The following is a 20,265-nucleotide window of genomic DNA, read 5'->3' on the forward strand; positions in this document are numbered from 1 at the left end:
AGTGGCCAAGGTGGTTCCATGCCGGCCCTGGCCGGCATGCTCCATATTGCAAGGGGAGTGAAGACGGGGACCTGCCGCTGCGCAGCCCCGGCAAGGGGCCGGCGGCGCAGGCCTACGGGCGGAAGTATTCCACAGCGTCGGCCACCATGCCGGCAACGCACAGGGGAACCCAATGGCCGCACGGGGATAGGCGCAGTTGCGCTGGCGGCAGCTGTGGCAGCGCCTGCAGCCAGGCCTGGCGCCATGCGGGCGCAGGCATCAGCGCATCGTGCTCGCCGCCCTGCACCCACAGGCGCTGCTGTTGGCTCCACTGCACCAGCAACGCCATCGGCAGCGCCGGCATTTCGGCCTGCACGCGGGGCCAGGCCTGCAGCGCGGCGCGGTGGCCGGGCTGGGAAAACGGCAGGTTCCAGGCCTGCGGCTGTGCGCCGGCCTCCTCACCCACCTCGTGCATGGCGCGGCCCACGGGCCATGACGGCTTGCGCGCCGCCTGCGCAAACCATTGCACGCAGGCATCGGGCGCCGGGCCTGCGGGCCAGGCATTCATGAGCCAGGCGCCGCAAAAACGGGCGGGCTCGGCCTGCGCCACGGCCAGGCCCAGGCGCGCGCCATCGTCATGGCCGACCAGCACGATGCTCCGCAGGTCCAGCGCCAGCACCAGCTCGCGCAGCACCTGCACATGCCAGGCCGCGCTGTGCGCCTTCTCCTTCTTGGGCTGGTCGCTGCGGCCAAAGCCCGGCAGGTCGGGGACCACCACGCGATGGCCGGCCTGGAGCCAGCCGGGCAGCATGGGCTGGAACAGCTGGCCCCATGAGGGGCTGCCGTGCAGGCACAGCCAGGTCAGCGGTGCATCGCGCGGTCCTTCATCGACCACGGCCAGGCGCAGGCCTGCCAGCGCCGGCAGATCGCTGCGCCACTGCGGCTGGGCAAAGCCGCCAAAGGTGGAATCCGCATGGCGCAGCGCCGTGTCCTTGAGCGGATGCGGCTGGGCCGCGCGCTGCTCGGCGCGGCGCGTGCGAAAGAAGTCCGACATCAGGGCCGCGCATTCGCCGGCCAGCACGCCGCGCGTCACCTGCGTGTGGTGGTTGATCTGCGGCAGCGCAAACACGTCCAGCACCGATCCGGCCGCGCCCGTGCGCGGCTCGGCCGCGCCATAGACCACGCGGCCCAGGCGCGCATGCAGCATGGCGCCGCTGCACATGGTGCAGGGCTCCAGGGTCACGTAGAGCGTGCAATCGTCCAGCCGGTAGTTGCCCAGGTGCGCGGCCGCATCGCGCAGCGCCAGCACCTCGGCATGGGCCGTGGGATCGCCGTGGGCCACGGGCGCGTTGCGGCCCCGGCCGATGATGGCGCCGTCCTTGACGATGACGGCGCCCACGGGCACCTCGCCCGCCCCGGCAGCGGCACGCGCCAGCTCCAGGGCGGCGCGCATCCAGGCCTCGTCGTCGGCCTGCGGCAGTGGACGGTGCTCGGCAGTCAAGGTGTCACAGTGTCCGGGCGCCAGGGGGTTAGGGCAGCGGCTTGCGCACGCCCTGCGCATAGTGGTAGAGCGTGACGACCGGCGCCTGCAGCTCGCCCTGGGGCGTGAAGGCAATCGGCGCCGTCACGCCGTCATGCCGGGTCTGGCGCAGATAGGGGATATAGGCATCGGGCCGGATGGAGTCGGCCCGCACCATGGCCTGGGCCAGCACCATGGTGGCGTCGTAGGCGTAGGGGCTGAAGACCTGGTACTGGTCGGGAAAGCGCTGGTCGTAGCGCTGCTTCCAGGCAGCGCCGCCCGGCATGCGCTCCAGCGGGCTGCCGCCCACGGCGCAAGTCACATTGCGCAGCGGGGACGTGTTGCCCGCCAGCTCGGGCAGGCGCAGCGTGCACAGGCCGTCGCCGCCCAGCAGGCGCACCTTGTCCATGGCCAGCTGGGCCATCTGCCTGAGCATGGGGCCGGCCTGGGCGTCCAGGCCGCCGAAGAAGATGGCGTCCGGCTTCTTGCCCTTGATAGCCGTGAGGATGGGCACGAAGTCGGTGGCCTTGTCGCCGGTGAACTGCTTGTCCACGATCTCGATGCCCTGCTCGCGCGCCTCGGCCTCGAACAGCGCCACGATGCCCTGGCCGTAGGCCGAGCGGTCATCGATGATGGCCGCGCGCTTGACGCCCAGCTTGCCCACGGCGTGCGCGACCAGCGCATCGACCATGGCGCGGTCGTCGGCGATCACGCGGTAGGTGGTGTCGTAGCCCGCCTGGGTGATGGCCGGGTTGCTGGCTGCGGGCGTGACCATGACGATGCCGCAGTCGTGGTAGATGGATGTGGCCGGCAGCGTGGTGCCCGACTGCAGGTGGCCGACCACGGCCGCCACCTTCTTGTCGCACAGGCGCCGCGCCAGGGCCACGGCCTGGCCGGGGTCGCCGCCATCGTCGCCGGCCTCCAGCTTCCAGCGCAGCTTGCGCCCGCCGATCTCCAGCCCCTTGGCGTTGAGATCGTCCAGGGCCATGCGCACGCCGTTTTCCTCATCCTTGCCCAGGCTGGCGATGGGGCCGGACACCGGCCCCGCATGGGCAATGCGCACCACCAGGGGCGCATCGGCTGTACCCGGTGCAGCGGGTGCAGCAGGCGCAGCGGCCGCACCGGGTGCAGCCGCCGCAGCGGAAGCCCCTGCCGACTGCCCGTTGGCCGGGCCGCTTCCCGGCAGCGCCCAGGCCAGGCCGCCGCTGCCCAGCATGGTGCACAGCAGGGCCGGGCCGGCCCACGGGAAATGGCGAATCGAGGCGTGCATGGCAACTCCTGGAAAAAACGGTCAATCTGTGAAACAGGCGCCCTGGCAAACGAAATCCGCTGCGGCGTGGCCCACTCGGGCGCTGCCCGGCCGGGCAAGGCCTGGCGCAGAAAGCGCGCATCAGGCCCGGGGCGGGGCAGGCACGGGCCTGGGTATCCGGCATGGCGGCCCGGCCCGTGCAGTGCGCATCCTAAAGGATAGGCAAAAACCGGCGCCGCCCGCCAGGGCATCGGGCGCATACCCCCTGGCGCGCGTTTTTTCGGGGCTGCGGCGATAATGCTGCGCCTCACCGCAAGCGGGCTGCGAGGTTTTCGTCGCCGGACCGCCCCAAGAGTGGGGGCCTTTTTTTGTCGCCGGGCCGCCCCAAGACAAAAAGCGGCCCCCTTGGGGGGCAGCGGACCTTGCGCAGCAAGGGTAGCGTGGGGGCCAGTTTCCCCCGCATTGCGCCCGACGCCCGGCCCCCACGCCGGTGCGGGTACGAACACAGAACACCACAAAGCCCCATGTCCCTCCTGCCCCACCAGCTCGAACTCCTGTCACCCGCGCGCGATGCCGACATCGGCATCGAGGCCGTGAACCATGGCGCCGACGCCGTCTACATCGGCGGCCCGGCCTTCGGCGCACGCGCCACGGCGGGCAACGACATCCGCGACCTGCAGCGCCTGATCAACCACGCGCACCGCTTCGGCAGCCGCATCTTCATCACGCTCAACACCATCCTGCGCGACGATGAACTGGAGGCCGCGCGCAAGATGGCCTGGCAGATCTACGAGGCCGGTGCCGACGCGCTGATCATCCAGGACATGGGTCTGCTGGAGCTGGACCTGCCGCCCATCCAGCTGCACGCCAGCACCCAGACCGACATCCGCACCCCCGAGAAGGCGCGCTTCCTGCAGGACGCCGGCCTGTCGCAGATCGTCGTTGCGCGCGAGCTGGACCTGCAGCAGATCGCCGCCGTGCGCGCGGCCACCGACCCGGCGCGCACCACCATCGAATTCTTCGTGCACGGCGCGCTGTGCGTGGCCTACTCGGGCCAGTGCTACATCACCCACGCCCACACGGGCCGCAGCGCCAACCGCGGCGACTGCAACCAGGCCTGCCGCCTGCCCTACGAGGTACTGGACGCCAGCGGCCGCATCATCGCCCACGAAAAGCACGTGCTGTCCATGAAGGACAACAACCAGAGCGACAACCTGCGCGCCCTGATCGACGCCGGCGTGCGCAGCTTCAAGATCGAGGGCCGCTACAAGGACATGGGCTACGTGAAGAACATCACGGCCCACTACCGCAAGCTGCTGGACGAAATCATCGAAGAGCGCGAGTTCTCCGACACGCCCCTGGCGCGCTCATCCTCGGGCAGCACCACGTTCAGCTTCACGCCCGACCCCGACCAGAACTTCAACCGCGAGTTCACCGACTACTTCGTCAACGGCCGCAAGGACGACATCGGCGCCTTCGACACGCCCAAGACACCGGGCCGCGCCATCGGCTGGGTCACCAAGGTGGGCGAGAACTTCGTGGAGATCGAGACCTCGAGCCGCGACACCGAACTGCACAACGGCGACGGCCTGTGCTACTACGACCTGCAAAAGGAACTGGTGGGCCTGCAGATCAACCGCGCCGAGTCGGTGGATGCGAAGAAGTCGCTGTGGCGCCTGTTCCCCAAGGACCCCATCGCCGGTTTCAAGGACCTGCGCAAGGGCCTGGAGGTCAACCGCAACCGCGACATGGCCTGGGTGCGCACGCTGGACAAGAAGTCCAGCGACCGCCGCATCGGCCTGTGGGCCGAACTCAAGGAAACGCCCGACGGCTTTGCGCTCACGCTGACCGACGAGGATGGCTTCACCGCCACTGCCGCCATCGCGCAGGAACACCAGGCCGCCACCGACGCAGCCCGTGCCGAGGCCACGCTGCGCGAGCAGCTGGGCCGCTTCGGCGCCACCATCTTCTCCGTGCATGACATCGGCCTGCAGCTGAGCCAGCCCTGGTTCGTGCCGGCCTCGGCCCTGAACCAGCTGCGCCGCGACGCCGTCGCCGCGCTGGAGGCCGCGCGCCAGGCCGGCTTCGTGCGCCTGCCGCGCGCCCTGCCCGTGGAGCCGCCCGTGCCCTTCCCCGAGGACACGCTGACCTATCTGGCCAACGTCTACAACCAGAAGGCACACGACTTCTACATCAAGCACGGCGTCAAGGTCATGGACGCGGCCTACGAGAGCAAGGAAGAAGAAGGCGAAGTCAGCCTGATGATCACCAAGCATTGCGTGCGCTTTTCCATGAGCCTGTGCCCCAAGCAGGCCAAGGGCGTGATCGGCGTCAAGGGCACCATCAAGGCCGAGCCGCTGCAGCTGATCAACGGCAAGGAAAAACTCACGCTGCGCTTCGACTGCAAGCCCTGCGAGATGCACGTGGTCGGCAAGATGAAGCGCGCGGTGATCAACCAGCACGCCAAGGAAATGCAGGAGTTTCCGATGCAGTTCTACCGCACGCGGCCCGTGCCCTCGGCCAGCGCCTGACAGGCCTCGGCCTCCACCCACAAGCGCCCGCGCTCCGTCAGGGCCGCCAGCCACCGCCCCTCTTCCTGCTCCAGCCTGACCCAGCCCGGCCCCGGTGTGCCGGCAATGGGCGCATCGCCCATCAGTGCCAGGCAGCGCATGAGCACGCTAGCGCCCTGCCCCAGGCGCTTGCCCAGCCTGGGCAGGGACATGGGTGCGGGCTCGGTGGCCAATTCGCGCAGGATGGCGGCGGCCAGTTCTTCCATGCCTTGCATTTCAGGCCGCCATTTCTTCCAGCGCGGGAGACGGCACGGCAGGCAGCCTGTGCGCCACCAGCTGCACGGGAATGGACTTGGAGCTGGGCGTGCCCGCCACGATGGCCGTGGCCGACAGCGGCACCAGCGGATTGGTCTCCGGATAGTAGGCAGCGATGCAGCCGCGCGGAATGTCGTAGGCCACGAGCCTGAAGCGCTCGGCGCTGCGCTGCTGGCCGTCATCCCACACCGTCTGCAGGTCCACCCAGTCGCCATCCTTCATGCCCAGGGCGCGGATGTCCTCGGCATGGATGAAGACCACGCGGCGCTGTCCGAAGACGCCGCGGTAGCGGTCGTCCATGCCGTAGATGGTGGTGTTGTACTGGTCGTGCGAGCGCGTGGTGAACAGCGTGAACACCGGCGATGCGCCAGGGCTGCGCGCGGCACGTGCGCGGTGCACGGGCGTGTCGCGCGGCACGGCGTGCACGAAGAAGCCGGCCTTGCCCCGGGGCGTCTCCCAGATGCGCTCGCTCGCCGCATTGCGCAGCTTGAAGCCGCCCGGCACGGCCACGCGCGCGTTGAAGTCGTGGAAGTCGTCGAAGACCTGCTCGATCAGCTCGCGTATGCGTGCATAGTCGCCAGCCAGCTCCAGCCAGGGCACGGGCCGCTGCGCGCCCAGCGTGGCGGCGGCCAGGCGCGCGACGATGGCGATCTCGCTGAGCAGGTGCTCCGACGCAGGCGGGTTGATGCCGCTGGAGATGTGGACCATGCCCATGGAGTCCTCCACCGTCACGCCCTGCGGGCCGGTGGCCTGCATGTCGATCTCGGTGCGGCCCAGGCAGGGCAGGATCAGCGCCTCGCGGCCGTGCACCAGGTGGCTGCGGTTGAGCTTGGTGGTCACATGCACGGTCAGGTCGCAGCGGCGCAGCGCCTGCCAGGTGGCATGCGTGTCGGGCGTGGCCGCCGCGAAGTTGCCGCCCAGCGCGAAGAAGACCTTGCCCCTGCCTTCGAGCATGAGGCGTATGGACTCGACCACGTCCACGCCGTGGGCACGCGGCGGCTCGAAGCCGAAGACCTGCTGCAGCCGGTCCAGCAGCGCGGCCGGCGGCTTCTCCCAGATGCCCATGCTGCGGTCGCCCTGCACATTGCTGTGGCCGCGCACCGGGCAGGCGCCCGCACCCGGGCGGCCGATGTTGCCGCGCAGCAGCAGCAGGTTGACCAGCATCTGCACGGCGGCCACCGAATGCATGTGCTGCGTGATGCCCATGCCCCAGCAGACGATGGTGCTGCGGGCGGCGATGTAGACCTCGGCCGCCGTCTGCATCTGCGCGCGGCTCAGGCCGGACTCGGCCTCCAGCAGGCCCCAGTCCTCGGCCCGCAGGTCCTCGGCCAGGGCCTCGAAGCCGGTGGTGTGTTCGGCGATGAAGGCATGGTCCAGCACGCCGCCGCACCCTTGCCCCAGTGCATCGTCCTGCGCGATCACATGCTTCATGATGCCCTTGACGGCCGCGATGTCGCCGCCCACGCGCAGTTGGAAGTAGTGCGTGCTGATGGGCGTGGCGCCCAGGGTGGCCATCTCCAGCTTGCTTTGCGGGTCCTGGAAGCGCTCCAGCCCGCGCTCGCGCAGCGGGTTGAAGCTCAGGATGCGCGCGCCGCGCTTGTGGGCTGCGCGCAGCTCGCCCAGCATGCGCGGGTGGTTGGTGCCGGGGTTCTGGCCGAAGATGAAGATGGCATCGGCCTGCTCGAAATCGGCCAGCTGCACCGTGCCCTTGCCCACGCCGATCTGCGGCTTCATGCCGCTGCCGCTGGGCTCGTGGCACATGTTGGAGCAGTCGGGGAAATTGTTCGTGCCGTAGGCGCGCACGAACAGCTGGTACAGAAAGGCCGCCTCGTTGCTGGCGCGGCCCGAGGTGTAGAAGATGGCCTGGTCAGGGTCGGGCAGCGCGTTCAGGTGGCGGGCGATCAGTGCAAAGGCGCTGTCCCAGTCGATGGGCCGGTAGCGGTCGCTGGCCGCGTCGTACACCATGGGCTCGGTGAGCCGGCCCTGGTCTTCCAGCCAGAAATCGCTTTGCGCCATGAGCTCGGCCACCGTGTGCCGGGCAAAGAATTCGGGCGTCACGCGGCGCGCCGTGGCCTCGGCCGCCACGGCCTTGGCGCCGTTCTCGCAGAACTCGAAGGTGGAATGGTGGTTGCGGTCGGGCCAGGCGCAGCCCGGGCAGTCGAAGCCGTCGGGCTGGTTGGCCGACAGCAGGGTCTTGGCGCCCTTGACGGCGATATCCTGGCGCATCAGGGCCTGGCTCACGCTGCGCAATGCGCCCCAGCCGCCAGCGGCCCCCTTGTAGAACTCGATCTTTTGTTCGGACATGGGCCGGGAGTGTTCCGCCTGTCCATGATCCAGGTCAAATCACATCTCCAAATGGAGAGATTCAGCAAAGATATGAGCACGGCATCCTTGCCCTGCGCCATGCTGGCAACCTCCGCCCCGGACCACCGATGAACTCAACAGCCATACACACCGCCATCCCCGAAGACGCCGAGCTGATCGCCCCGCTGTTCGATGCCTACCGCCAGTTCTACGAGCAACCTGCGGATGCCGACGCGGCGCTGGCCTTCATCACGGCGCGGCTGGAGCGCGGCGAATCCGTGATCCTGCTGGCCCGCCGACCGGACGGCAGGGCCCTGGGCTTTTGCCAGCTCTATCCCTCGTTCTGCTCGGTGCTGGCCGCGCCCATCTACGTGCTCTACGACCTCTTCGTGGCGCCCGATGCGCGCCGCCTGGGCGTGGGCCGCGCCCTGTTGCTGGCGGCCGAAGCCCATGCACGCGCCACGGGCCATGCACGCATGGACCTGACCACGGCACGCAACAACCTGCGCGCCCAGGCGCTGTACGAGTCGCTGGGCTGGGTGCGTGATGAAGTGTTCCTGACCTATGCGCGCACGCTGGGCAATGCGGGTTAGAAGCCTGAAACTCAGTGGCGAAGACAGCCACGCGAGCCAGGCTCTCTTCAGCGCAGAAAACCGCGAATTGCCTGCGCAAACACTTCGGGCCGCTCGGCGGCCAGCATGTGGCCGCAGCCAGCCAGTGTGGCCTGGCCTGCGCACTGCGTGAGAGCCCAGTCCGGTACGTTCCAGCCTGCGCGCGAGCGTTCGCCAGCCAGCAGGTACACGGGACGCCGCTCGAAGACCTCGCACAGCATGGGCAGGTAGCCGGCATCGCCCGTCACATCGATGACGGAGCGTCCCATGGCCCGCAGCGTGCCGGCATCCTGGTGGTCCAGCCAGCGGGCAGCGGTGGCGGCCATGTGCGCAGGCGCCTCGGCAATGGCTCCGCGCAACCAGGCCAGCGGCTCGGCGCGCAGGCGCGCCAGCATGGCCTCGGCCTCGTCCTGGGACATGCGGCCCACGGAGGCCGACCAGAAAGCGTCATCCAGCGTGAAGTTGCCCTCGACGTTGACGATGCGGCGCACGCGTCCGGGATGCGTGTGCGCCAACAGCATGGCAATGGCCCCGCCCACTGAATGGCCGACCAGATCGACAGGGCCGCCACCCATGTGCGTGTCGATGTAGGCGCGCAGGTGCTCCACCTGGGCCGGCAGCGACACCCGGCCGGCGTCCACGGCCCTGCAGTCGCCATAGCCCAGCAGGTGGGGCGCGGCATGCGGCAGATCGAATGAGGCCACATCGAAGCTGCCGATGAAGCCATGGATGAAGAGAGCGGGCGGCTGGGGGTGCATGCCGGTATTCCTGGTGGACGCGAAAAAGGCGATTGTCCCCTCAGCGCAAAACCCGCAGCTCCCGCGCCAGCGCCACGGCCTGGGTGCGGCTGCGCGCGCCCAGCTTGAGGTTGATGCTGCGCAGGTGGGTGCGCACCGTGCTGTCGGAGACGAAGAGCTTCTCGGCCATGGCCGCATTGGAGTAGCCCGAGGCCAGCAGCTCCAGCACGCGCAGCTCCTTGCGGGTCAGGGGCTCGGCAAGCGCCGTGGCCGGCGCCGGGCCCTGGGGCGCATCCGCTGCCTGCAGCTCGGGGGGATCGGCGGGTTCGGCAGGCTCGCCCAGGGCAGACAGCAGCCGCTGGGCATGGGCGGCAGCCTCCGGCTCCGACGCTTCCGTGCGGCGCGTCAGTGAAGGCGATAGTGAGGGCGACAGCACACGCTGCAGCACGGGCGCGAGCAGCGGCCCCTCATCGAGCATCAGGCGCACAAAGCCTTCGCTGGCCCCGTGGCGCAGCGGCTGGGCCAGCATGGCGGCTGCGGCGTCCATGTCGCCGCAGCCCGCCTCGGCCAGCGCGCACAGCACCTGCAGCTTGAGGCTGCGGTGGCGGCGCCCGCGCAGTTGCGCATCGGCCAGCAAGGGGGCAATGGCATCGCGCACGGCACGGCAGTCGCCAAAGTGCAGCCCCCAGCGCAGCCGGGCGATGGCGATGTCCTCCACCTCGTGCGGCGGCAGGCGCAGGCGTTCCACGCGCGGCCATACGCCGGGATCGTCGGCACGCTCCAGCGCCTCGGACGCGGCGGCCCGGTTGCCCTGCAGCACGAAGATGCGCGCATGCTCCAGCCGCGCGCTGGCCGTCACGCGGGGCAGCTGGCGTTCATGCCCCAGGTACTCCAGTTCGGTCAGCAGGCCGAAGGCCGCATCCACATCGCCACGCACGAAGGCAATGCGCGCACGCATGCGGTAGCTGGAGATCACATGGTCGGGCAGGCCCACGTCGCGGGCCAGCGGCAGGTAGACGTTGAGCAGGTGGTCGGCGCCGTCGAGGTCGTTGGTCTCGTAGAGCACGCCGGCATGCAGCACGCCGGCCCAGGCATTGCCGTTGGTGGGGTTGTAGGAGGCGCTGCGCGGCGTGGCGGCCAGCGCCACGCGAAAGCGCGACGCCGCCTGCCGCAGCCGCCCGCCCGACAGGTCCAGCACGCCCTCCATGGCCTCGGTGTACATGCGGCTGAACAGGCTGCCGGCCTGGGTGCTGCGCGCCGCGTCCAGCAGGCGGTGGGCCTCCTCGGCATCGCCCAGCACCGACACCACGTAGGCCATGGCATTGGTCAGCGAGCTGTCCGCAAACGGCCGGCAGCTGGGCAGGCAGGCCAGCGCCTGGCGGCCCAGGGGTGCTGCCTCTTCCACGCGGTCCATCATGGCCAGCAGCAGCGGCTGCAGGGCCATGACCAGCGCCTGCGCGGCGGGGTCTGCGGCCATGCGGGGCCGCAAGGCGTCCAGCCGCTGCTGCGCCTGCCAGGGGCCGCGCGTGAAGCAGTCGGCATAGGCGGCCACGGCCTGCAGCAGCGGCTCGCGCGCCATCAGCGGCGCCGGCATGGCCGAGAACCAGCGCGACAGCAGGCGCATGCGGCCCTGCTCCATCAGCGCCTCGGCATGGCGCGCCAGCAGGGACAGGGCATGCGGCAGGTCGCCGCCTTCCAGCGCATGCTCGATGGCGGGCACGGGCCGGCCGCAGGATTCGTACCAGCCGCTGGCCGCCAGGTGAAGGCGCGTCAATTCGCCGGGCTGCTCGCGCAGCAGCTGCGCGCGCAGGAAGTCGGCAAACATGCTGTGGTAGCGCCAGCTGTGCCCGCCCTGGCCGCCCTGTGCCTCGTCGGCCAGCGGCACGAGGAACAGGTGGGCCTGCTCCAGCGCCTGCAGCATGGCGGCGCCGTCGGCACGCGGCACCAGGGCCTGGCAGACCTGGGCATCCAGCGTGCGCAGGATGCTGGTGCGCAGCAGGAAGTCGCGCACGGACGCGGGCTGCTGGGCCAGCACATCCTCGGCCAGGTAGTCGGCCACGGCGCGCTCCGAGCCCGAGAAACGCTCGATGAAATCGCTGTGCGGGCCATGGCGCTCCAGCGCCAGCGAGGCCAGCCACAGCGCGCCTATCCAGCCTTCGGTCTTGTCCAGCAGCCGCGCCAGGGCCTCGCGCGGCAGCGGGCAGCCGCGCAGGCGAAAGAACTCCTCGGCCTCGCCCACGGAAAAGCGCAGCAGCGCCGCATCGATCTCCAGCAACTGGCCACTGGTGCGCAGCCGCCCCAGTCCCAGGGCCGGCAGCGCGCGCGAGCCTATGACCAGGCGCCCGCGCTCGGGCAGCTGCTCCATGAGCTGGCGCACCAGGCCGAGCACGGCATCGTTGTGCAGCACCTCGAAATCATCGATGAACAGCGCAAAGGAGCGGCCCTCGCCGGCCAGCGCATGCAGGGCCTGGGACAACTCGCCGGCGCCTTGCGACGGCCCCACCCCCAGGGTGCGCACGGCCGCGCCCAGGCACTGCAGAAAGCGCGAGACATCGTTGTCGGCGGCATCCAGCGTCAGCCACGCCGTGGCCTGGCCCTCCGCCTGCAGGCGCTCGCGCATCTGGCGCATGGCCGTGGTCTTGCCGAAGCCGGCAGGGGCGCGCACCAGCACCACGCGGGCGCGCAAGGCCTCGGGCCAGCGCGCGGCAACGGCCAGCCGGGCCACCTGGGCGGCAGCGGCGCGCGGCGGGCTCAGCTTGGCCTGCGGCACGTAACCGGAACCCGGACCGGGGCCGGAGGAAGGGGTGGGCGCTGGGGGCTGCATGCAGGCAGGGGGCACTGTGAAGGGGTGAGGCACCGGGCACTTTCGTCGGTTTCGACGATGGCGGCAAGACGGGGCGATTCCTAGACTTGAAGGCAGATCATAGGTGGCGGACTGCCGCCTGTCCCGATCCAAGGCGACAGGCAACGGCGCGCCGCCAACACACCAACCAAGGAGACCTTCACATGCAGCTTGACGCAAGCATCAGCGCCGTCGTCACGGGCGGGGCATCGGGCCTGGGCGCGGCCACCGCGCGCCGCCTGGCCGCCAGGGGCGTGCGCGTTGCCCTGTTTGACCTCAACGAGACGGCCGGGCAGGCGCTGGCGCGCGAGACAGGCGGCCTGTTCTGCCGCGTGGACGTGACCGACGAGGCCAGCGTGGACGCAGGCTTTGCCCAGGCCCGCGCGGCCCACGGGCAGGAGCGCATCCTGGTCAACTGCGCGGGCACGGGCAATGCCGTCAAGACGGCCAGCCGCGACAAGGCCACAGGCGAGATCCGGCACCTGCCCGTGGCCAATTTCGACCGCATCATCCAGATCAACCTGGTGGGCACCTTCCGCTGCATCGCCAAGTCGGCCGCGGGCATGCTCACGCTGGAGCCGCTGGCCGACGGCGAGCGCGGCGCCATCGTCAACACCGCCTCGGTGGCGGCGCAGGACGGGCAGATGGGCCAGGCCAGCTACTCGGCCAGCAAGGCCGGCATCACGGGCATGACCCTGCCCATCGCGCGCGACCTCATGGGCGAGGGCATCCGCGTGAACACCATCCTGCCCGGCATCTTCGACACGCCGCTGCTGCAAGGCGCGCCCGACAACGTGAAGGCGGCGCTGGCCGCCTCCGTGCCCTTCCCCAAGCGGCTGGGCCAGCCCGACGAATACGCCCACCTGGCCGAGACCATGATCACCAACGGCTACTTCAACGGCGAGTGCGTGCGCCTGGACGGCGCCATCCGCATGGCGCCGCGTTAGGCGTACCGCCCAGGCCTCACGGCAGGCACCGCCCCCGCGTTTTCCCTGGCCGGAATCGTCGCTTGCGACGATGCCCGGCCCGCGCCGGCCGGGCCACCATCCCCCCAGGAATACAGGAACAGGAGACATATCCATGGCACAGGCATACATCGTTGCCGCCACGCGCACGGCGGGCGGCAAGCGCGGCGGAAAGCTCTCGGGCTGGCATCCGGCCGATCTCGCGGCCCAGGTGCTCGACGAGCTGGTGCGCCGCAGCCAGGCCGACCCGGCCCAGGTCGAGGACGTGATCATGGGCTGCGTCAGCCAGGTCGGCCAGCAGGCGACGAACGTGGCGCGCAACGCGGTGCTGGCCTCGTCCCTGCCCGAGTCCGTGCCGGGCACCACGGTGGACCGGCAGTGCGGGTCGTCTCAGCAGGCACTGCATTTCGCGGCCCAGGCCGTGATGTCGGGCAGCATGGACATGGTGATCGCCGCTGGCGTGGAGAGCATGTCGCGCGTGCCCATGGGCACGCCCAACGCCCTGCCCGCCAAGGCCGGCCTGGGCGTCTACATGAGCCCGGCCATGCAGAAGCGCTACCCGGGCGTGGAGTTCAGCCAGTTCATGGGCGCCGAGATGATGGCCGGCAAGTACGGCCTGACCAAGGACCAGCTGGACGCCTATGCGCTGCAAAGCCATGAGCGCGCCGTGCAGGCCGCGCGCGAGGGCCGCTTCGACCGCGAGATCCTGGCCGTGCAGGCGCGCAGCGCCGAAGGCGGTGCCGAAGGCGAAGGCCAGCCGCACACGGTGGATGAAGGCATACGCTTCAACGCCACGCTGGAAGGCATTGCCGGCGTCAAGACCATCCGCGAAGGCGGCTGCGTGACGGCGGCCACGGCCAGCCAGATCTGCGATGGCGCCAGCGGCGTCATGGTGGTCAGCGAGCGCGGCCTCAAGGCCCTGGGCGTGCAGCCGCTGGCGCGCATCCACCACATGAGCCTGCTGGGGCATGACCCGGTGATCATGCTGGAGGCCCCCATCCCCGCCACCCAGGCCGCGCTGAAAAAGGCCGGCATGCGCATCTCCGACATCGACCTGTACGAAGTCAACGAGGCCTTTGCCCCCGTGCCGCTGGCCTGGCTGCAGGCCACGGGCGCCGATCCTGCGCGGCTCAACGTCAACGGCGGCGCCATTGCGCTGGGCCATCCGCTGGGCGCCTCGGGCACCAAGCTCATGGCCACGCTGATCCACGCCCTGCACGCACGCGGCGGGCGCTACGGCCTGCAGACCATGTGCGAGGGCGGCGGCATGGCCAACGTCACCATCATCGAGCGCCTGTAGGCGCCGCCATGCCACCGTGCGGCCGGCGCGGCCCGCGCCGGTCGCCCACCATCGGGGGGAGGGAAAGCCATGAGCCAAGACTCGCAGCCCCTGCTGCGCATCGAAGGCGTTTCGCTGCGCTTCGGCGGCATCGTCGCGCTGGACGGCGTGAGTTTCGATGTTGCGGCAGGCCAGATCTGCGGCCTCATCGGCCCCAACGGTGCGGGCAAGAGCAGCCTGTTCAACTGCCTGTCGCGGCTGTATGCCTGGCAGGCCGGCCACATCCGCTTTCGCGGCCAGCCGCTGGCCACGCTGGCGCGCCACCGCATGGCCGCGCTGGGCATGGGCCGCACCTTCCAGAACCTGGCCCTGTTTTCCAGCATGACGGTGGCCGACAACGTGCGCCTGGGCACGCACAGCCACCAGCACGCCGGCTTTGTGCGCGATGCCCTGCGCCTGCCCGGCGTGCGCCGACGCGAGGAAGAAGCCCGCGCCCAGGCACAGTCGTTGATGGCCCTGCTGGATCTGGCGGGCGTGGCAGACCGCCGCGTGGCCGACCTGCCCTTCGGCACGCAAAAGCGCGTGGAGCTTGCGCGCGCCCTGGCCTGCCGCCCGCAGTTGCTGCTGCTGGACGAGCCGGCCTGCGGCCTCAACCATGAGGAGCTGGCCGGCCTGGGCGACCTGATCCTGTCGCTGCGCGACCGGCTGGGGCTGACCGTGCTGCTGGTGGAGCACCACATGGGCCTGGTCATGCGCGTGAGCGACAAGGTCGTGGCGCTGAACTTCGGCCGCAAGATCGCCGAAGGCACGCCGGGCGAGGTTCGCGCCCATGCCGAAGTCATCCGCGCCTACCTGGGCTCGGACATGCAGCCGCAGGATCAGGACAGGGAGGTGGCGCATGCCGGCACTGCTTGAAATCCGCGGACTGCATGCGGCCTACGGGTCGGTGCGCGTGCTGGACGGCATCGACATGGACCTGGCCGAAGGCCGCGTCACGGCCCTGCTGGGCGCCAATGGCGCGGGCAAGACCACCACGCTGCGCGCCATCTGCCGCCACTTGGTGGACACACGCGGCGAGGTGCGCCTGGCCGGCGAACGCATAGACCGGCACAGCACCGAGCGCATCGCGCGCCAGGGCGTGGGCCATGTGCCCGACGGGCGCGGCACCTTCGCCCAGCTCAGCGCCGAGGACAACCTGCGCCTGGGCGCGCAGGCCCGGCCCACGCGCGCGGCGCGCGCCGACGTGGGCGGCGATATGGAGCGCATGTTCGGCTACTTCCCGCGGCTCAGGGAACGCCGCACCCAGCAGGCCGGCACGCTGTCGGGCGGCGAGCAGCAGATGCTGGCCATTGCCCGCGCCCTCATGGGCCGCCCGCGCCTGCTGCTGCTGGACGAGCCCTCCTTCGGCCTGGCGCCGCTGGTGGTGCGCGACATCTTCGGCATCCTGCGGCGCATCAATGAGGAGCAGGGCACGACCATCCTGCTGGTGGAGCAGAACGCGCGCCTGGCTCTGGAGCTGGCGCACAGCGCCTACCTGCTGGAGACCGGCCGCATCGTGCTGCACGGCCCCAGCGAAGCCATGCGCCGCAACGATGCGGTGCGCCAGGCCTATCTCGGGGAATAGCAGCCATGGACGCCTTCATCCACCAATTGCTGGCCGGCCTGGCCACGGGCGGCATCTACGCCACCGTGGCGCTGGCCCTGGTCATGATCTACCAGGCCACGCACCACATCAATTTCGCGCAGGGCGAGATGGCCATGTTCTCCACCTTCATCGCCTGGGCGCTGCTGCAGGCGGGGCTGCCGTACTGGTGGGCCTTCCTGGCCACGGTGGCGCTGTCCTTCGTGCTGGGCGCGGCCGTGGAGTTCGCCATCATCCGCCCCATGCACAAGGCGGCGGACCTGGCCCAGGTGGTGGTCTTCATCGGCCTGCTGATCGTCTTCCACAGCCTGGCCGGCTGGATCTTCGGCTACACCATCAAGGAGTTTCCCAGCCCGTTCCCGGCCGACGCCTGGTATGGCAGCGCCCTGATGTCGGCCCATGAGGTGGGCACCATTTTCGTGGCCCTGGCCATCGTGGCCCTGCTGTTTGCCTTCTTCCGGCTCACGCCGCTGGGGCTGGCCATGCGCGCGGCCGCGCAGAACCCGGCCTCCTCGCGCCTGGTGGGCATCTCCGTGGGGCGCATGCTGATGCTGGGCTGGGGCCTGGCCGGCGCCATCGGCGCGGTGGCCGGGATGATGGTGGCGCCCGTGGTCTTCCTCGATCCGCACATGATGAGCGGCGTGCTGCTGTATGCCTTTGCGGGCGCGCTGCTGGGCGGAATCGACAGCCCCGCGGGCGCCGTGCTGGGCGGCTTCATCGTGGGCGTGCTTGAAAACCTCGTGGGCAGCTACGTGGTCGGCACCGAACTCAAGCTTTCTGTGGCCCTGGTGCTGATCGTGGGCGTGCTCATCGTGCGGCCGGCCGGGCTGATGGGCCGCAAAGTCGTCAGGAGGGTTTGAACAATGCCCCCCCTGAGCGGCTACGCCGCCCCCCCTCTCTCGCTACGCGGGAGGGGGACGACACCCTCGCGGCGGGGCGGCGCGGCCGGCGTGGGCCCTTGCTCGGTGTCCCTCGCTTTTGGGCCACGCCATTTTTGTACCCAACGCCCTGGAGAACAATGATGTCCACACGATCCGCCTCCTCGTCTGACGCACTGGTCGCCGCCACCAGCGCGCGCCGCCCCCTGCCCCCGGGCACGTTACTGATCGCGGCGCTGGCGCTGGCGGCCTGCTCGCTGGTCTTCGTTGCCAAGGGCTACCAGCTGTTCCAGGCCACCATGGTGCTGGCCTATGCCGTGGCCCTGGTGGGGCTGAACATACTCACGGGCTACAGCGGCCAGATCTCGCTGGGCCATGGCGCCTTCTTCGCCATAGGCGCCTATGCGGCCGGCATCCTGATGGACCGCGCGGGCCTGGCCTACTGGCTGGCCGTGCCTGCAGCGGGCCTGGTGAGCCTGGCGGCGGGCTACCTGTTCGGGCGGCCCGCGCTCAGGCTGGAAGGGCTGTACCTGGCGCTGGCCACCTTTGCGCTGGGCGTGGCCATGCCCCAGCTGCTCAAGTACCGCCACCTGGAGGCCTGGACTGGCGGCGTGGGCGGCATCGTGCTGACCAAGCCCGAGGCGCCCTGGGGCCTGCCGCTGGATGCCGACCAGTGGTTCTACCTCTATGCATTGGCCGTGGCGGCGCTGCTGTTCTGGATGGCGCGCAACCTCATAGACAGCGGCAGCGGCCTGGCGCTGCGCGCCATCCGCGACCACGCCATGGCGGCCGAGGCCATGGGCGTGGACAACGCGCACTGCAAGTCCATGGCCTTTGCGATTTCAGCCGGCTACACGGGCGTGGGCGGCGCGCTGTCGGCCATTGCCGTGCAGTTCGTGGCGCCCGACTCCTTCACCATGTTCCTGTCCATTTCGCTGCTGGTGGGCGTGGTGGTGGGTGGCGTGGGAACGCTGTGGGGCGCGCTGTTCGGCGCCCTGTTCATCATGTTCATCCCGGGGCTGGCCGAGCAGGTGTCCAAGGCCGCGCCCTGGGCCGTCTACGGCACCGTGCTCATCGTCTTCATGTTCGCCATGCCCGGAGGCGTGATGGGCCTGCTGCACCGACTGGGCCGGCCGGGCCGGCGCCTGCCACTGCAGCGGCCGCGAGCCTGACTTTCCATCCCCATCCACAGGAGTCCCCCCATGAATTCCAGTCCGGCCATCCGCATGGAACGCCACGGCAACAACGACGACAGCGGCGACAGCGGCGAGATCGCCCTCATCGTTCTCCAGGACAGCACCCGCATGAATCCGCTGGGCAGGCCCTTGCAGCTGCGGCTGCGCGAACTGCTGGCCGAGGTGCGCGAGGACACCTCCCTCCGCGCCCTGGTGCTCACCGCCGAGGGCCGGGGGTTCTGCGTGGGCGCGGACCTGTCGTCCATGGGCGGCGCGCAAGGCGGGGCACAAGGCGGGGCCCAGGCCGATGGCCGCACGCTGGGCGCGCAGACGGCCGACAACATGCAGCAGTTGTCCAACCGCCTCATCCTGGACCTGCAGCAGTTGCCCGTGCCCGTGGTCTGCGCCATCAACGGCGCGGCAGCCGGGGCCGGCGTGGGACTGGCCCTGGCTGGCGATGTGGCGCTGGCGGCGCGCTCGGCCTACTTCTACCTGCCTTTCCTGCCGCGCCTGGGCATCGTGCCGGACCTGGGCACCACCTGGTTCATCGAGCGCCGGCTGGGCCGTGCGCGCGCCATGGGCCTGTCCCTGCTGGGCGACAGGCTGGGCGCGCAGCAGGCTGCCGACTGGGGCCTGGTCTGGGCCTGCGTGGACGACGAGGCCCTGCGCGAGCAGGCCCTGGCCACGGCCGCCCGCCTGGCGCGGCTGCCGGCCGGCGCCGTGCTGGAAGCCCGCCGCGCGCTGGACCACGCAGCCGCTTCCACGCTGGAGCAGCAGCTTCACTACGAGGCCGAACGCCAGCGCGAGCTGGTGGGCGCGCCAGCCTTCATGGAAGGCGTGCAGGCCTTCATGCAAAAGCGCGAACCCGTGTTCGCGCCACGCCAGCCGGGCTGACCGCCGCGCCTTCCCCCCACGCCTTCCCGACGCACCTTGCTGCGCCTGCACATGCATTCGTCGGAATCGACGATGGGCGCGCGCCCGGCCGGTTCCTACCATGGACCGGCCACCACAAGAAAAGCGGGCACGCCGCCCGCAAGCCAGGAGACAACCATGCGCAACACCATCGCCCGGGGCCCCTGGGCCCTGATCGCCTGCCTGGCGCTGGCCCTGCCGGCCATCACCCAGGCGCCAGCCCAGGCCCAGAAGAAGTACGACACCGGCGCCAGCGACACCGAGATCCGCATCGGCAACTTCGTGCCCTACTCGGGCCCGGTGTCGGCCTACGGCACCATCGGCAAGGCCCATGCGGCCTACTTCGCCAAGATCAACGCCGAAGGCGGCATCAACGGCCGCAAGATCACCTACCTCTCCGCCGACGACGCCTACAACCCCGCCCAGAGCGTGGAGCAGACGCGCAAGCTGGTCGAGCGCGACGGCGTACTGCTGATGTTCGGCGCGCTGGGCACCTCGCACAACCAGGCCGTGCATCGCTACATGAACCAGCGCAAGGTGCCCCAGCTCTTCGTCTCCACGGGTGCCACGCGCTGGGGCGATCCGAAGAACTTCCCCTGGACCATGGGCTGGCAGCCCACCTACCAGCTCGAAGGCCGCACCTTCGCCCAGCACATCCTGGCCACGCGGCCCCAGGCCAAGGTGGCCGTCCTGATGCAGAACGACGACTTCGGCAAGGACTACCTCAAGGGCGTGCTCGACGGATTCGGCGAGCAGGCCAAGCAGCGCATCGTCGTGCAGCAGACCTACGAGGTCGGCGACCCCACGGTGGACAGCCAGATGGTGGCGCTCAAGGGCTCGGGGGCGGACACCTTCATCAACATCAGCACGCCCAAGTTCGCGGCCCAGTCCATACGCAAGGCCGCCGACATCGGCTGGAAGCCTGCGCACTACCTGGTCAGCGTCTCGCTGTCCATCAGCTCGGTGCTCAAGCCCGCGGGCCTGGACAACGCGCGCGGCGTGATGACGGCCAGCTACCTGCGCGAGCCCTCGGACCCCACCAACCAGGGCACGCCCGAGCTGGCCGGCTACCTGGCCTTCATGAAGCAGTTCTACCCGGCCGGCGACCCCAACGATTCGCTCAACGTCATCGGCTACTCCCAGGCCCAGACCCTGGTGCAGGTGCTCAGGCAGGCAGGCGACGAGCTCACGCGCGCCAACATCATGAAGCAGGCCGCCAGCCTGAAGATGGACCTGCCCATGCTCTACCCGGGCATCAGCCTGCAGACCGGTGGGGACGATTTCTTCCCCATCAAGAAGATGCAGCTCGTGCGCTTCGACGGCAGCCGCTACGCGCCCGTGCAATGAC

General features: G+C 70.1%; 16 protein-coding genes. 10 read left to right on the forward strand and 6 right to left on the reverse strand.

Translation table 11 applies throughout. The annotated features are described in order from the left end of the window. Positions 1 to 112 precede the first annotated feature (112 nt). Positions 113 to 1,540, reverse strand: coding sequence for a tRNA adenosine(34) deaminase TadA (tadA, locus tag BW39_RS02975; RefSeq protein WP_081816116.1), 1,428 nt, complete (start codon positions 1,538 to 1,540; stop codon positions 113 to 115). Next, entirely contained in the window at positions 1,509 to 2,768 is a 1,260-nt protein-coding gene (locus BW39_RS02980) for a branched-chain amino acid ABC transporter substrate-binding protein (protein WP_043819661.1), read from the reverse strand. The genes tadA and BW39_RS02980 overlap by 32 nt, the downstream gene beginning before the upstream one ends. 503 nt (positions 2,769 to 3,271) lie before the next feature. Here BW39_RS02980 and BW39_RS02985 point away from each other — a divergent pair. Further along, on the forward strand, positions 3,272 to 5,278 hold the full coding sequence (locus BW39_RS02985) for a peptidase U32 family protein (RefSeq protein ID WP_013801553.1): 2,007 nt from the start codon (positions 3,272 to 3,274) through the stop codon (positions 5,276 to 5,278). Here the strand turns inward: BW39_RS02985 and BW39_RS02990 are convergent. Both BW39_RS02990 and BW39_RS02995 read right to left on the reverse strand, forming a co-directional pair. Further along, a complete protein-coding gene (locus BW39_RS02990) occupies positions 5,242 to 5,523 on the reverse strand; it encodes a hypothetical protein (RefSeq protein WP_012206611.1) in 282 nt (93 codons plus the stop codon). The genes BW39_RS02985 and BW39_RS02990 overlap by 37 nt on opposite strands. Positions 5,524 to 5,533: 10 nt before the next feature. Beyond that, positions 5,534 to 7,876, reverse strand: a complete 2,343-nt coding sequence (locus BW39_RS02995) for an FdhF/YdeP family oxidoreductase (RefSeq protein ID WP_043819664.1) — start codon at positions 7,874 to 7,876, stop codon at positions 5,534 to 5,536. A 128-nt stretch (positions 7,877 to 8,004) separates the two neighbouring features. Here BW39_RS02995 and BW39_RS03000 point away from each other — a divergent pair, with 128 nt between their 5' ends. After that, the gene (locus BW39_RS03000) at positions 8,005 to 8,469 is read left to right on the forward strand and encodes a GNAT family N-acetyltransferase (RefSeq protein WP_043819666.1); all 465 of its coding nucleotides are present in this window, start codon (positions 8,005 to 8,007) and stop codon (positions 8,467 to 8,469) included. A gap of 47 nt (positions 8,470 to 8,516) precedes the next feature. On the opposite strand, the gene BW39_RS03005 is transcribed toward BW39_RS03000, so the two are convergent. Continuing rightward, a complete protein-coding gene (locus BW39_RS03005; RefSeq protein WP_043819670.1) occupies positions 8,517 to 9,245 on the reverse strand; it encodes an alpha/beta fold hydrolase in 729 nt (242 codons plus the stop codon). 40 nt (positions 9,246 to 9,285) lie between these two features. Beyond that, positions 9,286 to 12,048, reverse strand: a complete 2,763-nt coding sequence (locus BW39_RS03010; protein WP_043819672.1) for a LuxR C-terminal-related transcriptional regulator — start codon at positions 12,046 to 12,048, stop codon at positions 9,286 to 9,288. Between the two features lie 182 nt (positions 12,049 to 12,230). On the opposite strand from BW39_RS03010, the gene BW39_RS03015 reads away from it, so the two are divergent. The 8 genes from BW39_RS03015 (at position 12,231) to BW39_RS03055 (ending at position 20,264) form a co-directional block, all read left to right on the forward strand. Continuing rightward, positions 12,231 to 13,013 carry an SDR family NAD(P)-dependent oxidoreductase gene (locus BW39_RS03015; RefSeq protein WP_013801549.1) on the forward strand — a complete coding sequence of 261 codons (783 nt, stop codon included), beginning with the start codon at positions 12,231 to 12,233 and terminating at the stop codon, positions 13,011 to 13,013. A 133-nt stretch (positions 13,014 to 13,146) separates the two neighbouring features. Next, a complete protein-coding gene (locus BW39_RS03020) occupies positions 13,147 to 14,331 on the forward strand; it encodes an acetyl-CoA C-acetyltransferase (RefSeq protein ID WP_043819675.1) in 1,185 nt (394 codons plus the stop codon). 69 nt (positions 14,332 to 14,400) lie between these two features. After that, positions 14,401 to 15,225 carry an ABC transporter ATP-binding protein gene (locus BW39_RS03025; RefSeq protein ID WP_043819676.1) on the forward strand — a complete coding sequence of 275 codons (825 nt, stop codon included), beginning with the start codon at positions 14,401 to 14,403 and terminating at the stop codon, positions 15,223 to 15,225. After that, positions 15,209 to 15,934 carry an ABC transporter ATP-binding protein gene (locus BW39_RS03030; RefSeq protein ID WP_043819679.1) on the forward strand — a complete coding sequence of 242 codons (726 nt, stop codon included), beginning with the start codon at positions 15,209 to 15,211 and terminating at the stop codon, positions 15,932 to 15,934. Before BW39_RS03025 ends, BW39_RS03030 begins: the two co-directional genes overlap by 17 nt. Positions 15,935 to 15,939: 5 nt before the next feature. Then, the gene (locus BW39_RS03035) at positions 15,940 to 16,812 is read left to right on the forward strand and encodes a branched-chain amino acid ABC transporter permease (protein ID WP_012206619.1); all 873 of its coding nucleotides are present in this window, start codon (positions 15,940 to 15,942) and stop codon (positions 16,810 to 16,812) included. Between the two features lie 161 nt (positions 16,813 to 16,973). After that, positions 16,974 to 18,002, forward strand: a complete 1,029-nt coding sequence (locus tag BW39_RS03045) for a branched-chain amino acid ABC transporter permease (RefSeq protein ID WP_043819683.1) — start codon at positions 16,974 to 16,976, stop codon at positions 18,000 to 18,002. Between the two features lie 30 nt (positions 18,003 to 18,032). Next, the gene (locus BW39_RS03050; protein WP_043819685.1) at positions 18,033 to 18,899 is read left to right on the forward strand and encodes an enoyl-CoA hydratase-related protein; all 867 of its coding nucleotides are present in this window, start codon (positions 18,033 to 18,035) and stop codon (positions 18,897 to 18,899) included. A 156-nt stretch (positions 18,900 to 19,055) separates the two neighbouring features. After that, positions 19,056 to 20,264 (forward strand): ABC transporter substrate-binding protein, encoded by a 1,209-nt coding sequence (locus BW39_RS03055; protein ID WP_043819687.1) that lies wholly within the window; start codon positions 19,056 to 19,058, stop codon positions 20,262 to 20,264. Position 20,265: the final 1 nt, after the last annotated feature.

The sequence above is a fragment of the Delftia sp. RIT313 genome (assembly GCF_000632165.1).
GTDB classification, from domain to species: domain Bacteria; phylum Pseudomonadota; class Gammaproteobacteria; order Burkholderiales; family Burkholderiaceae_C; genus Comamonas; species Comamonas acidovorans.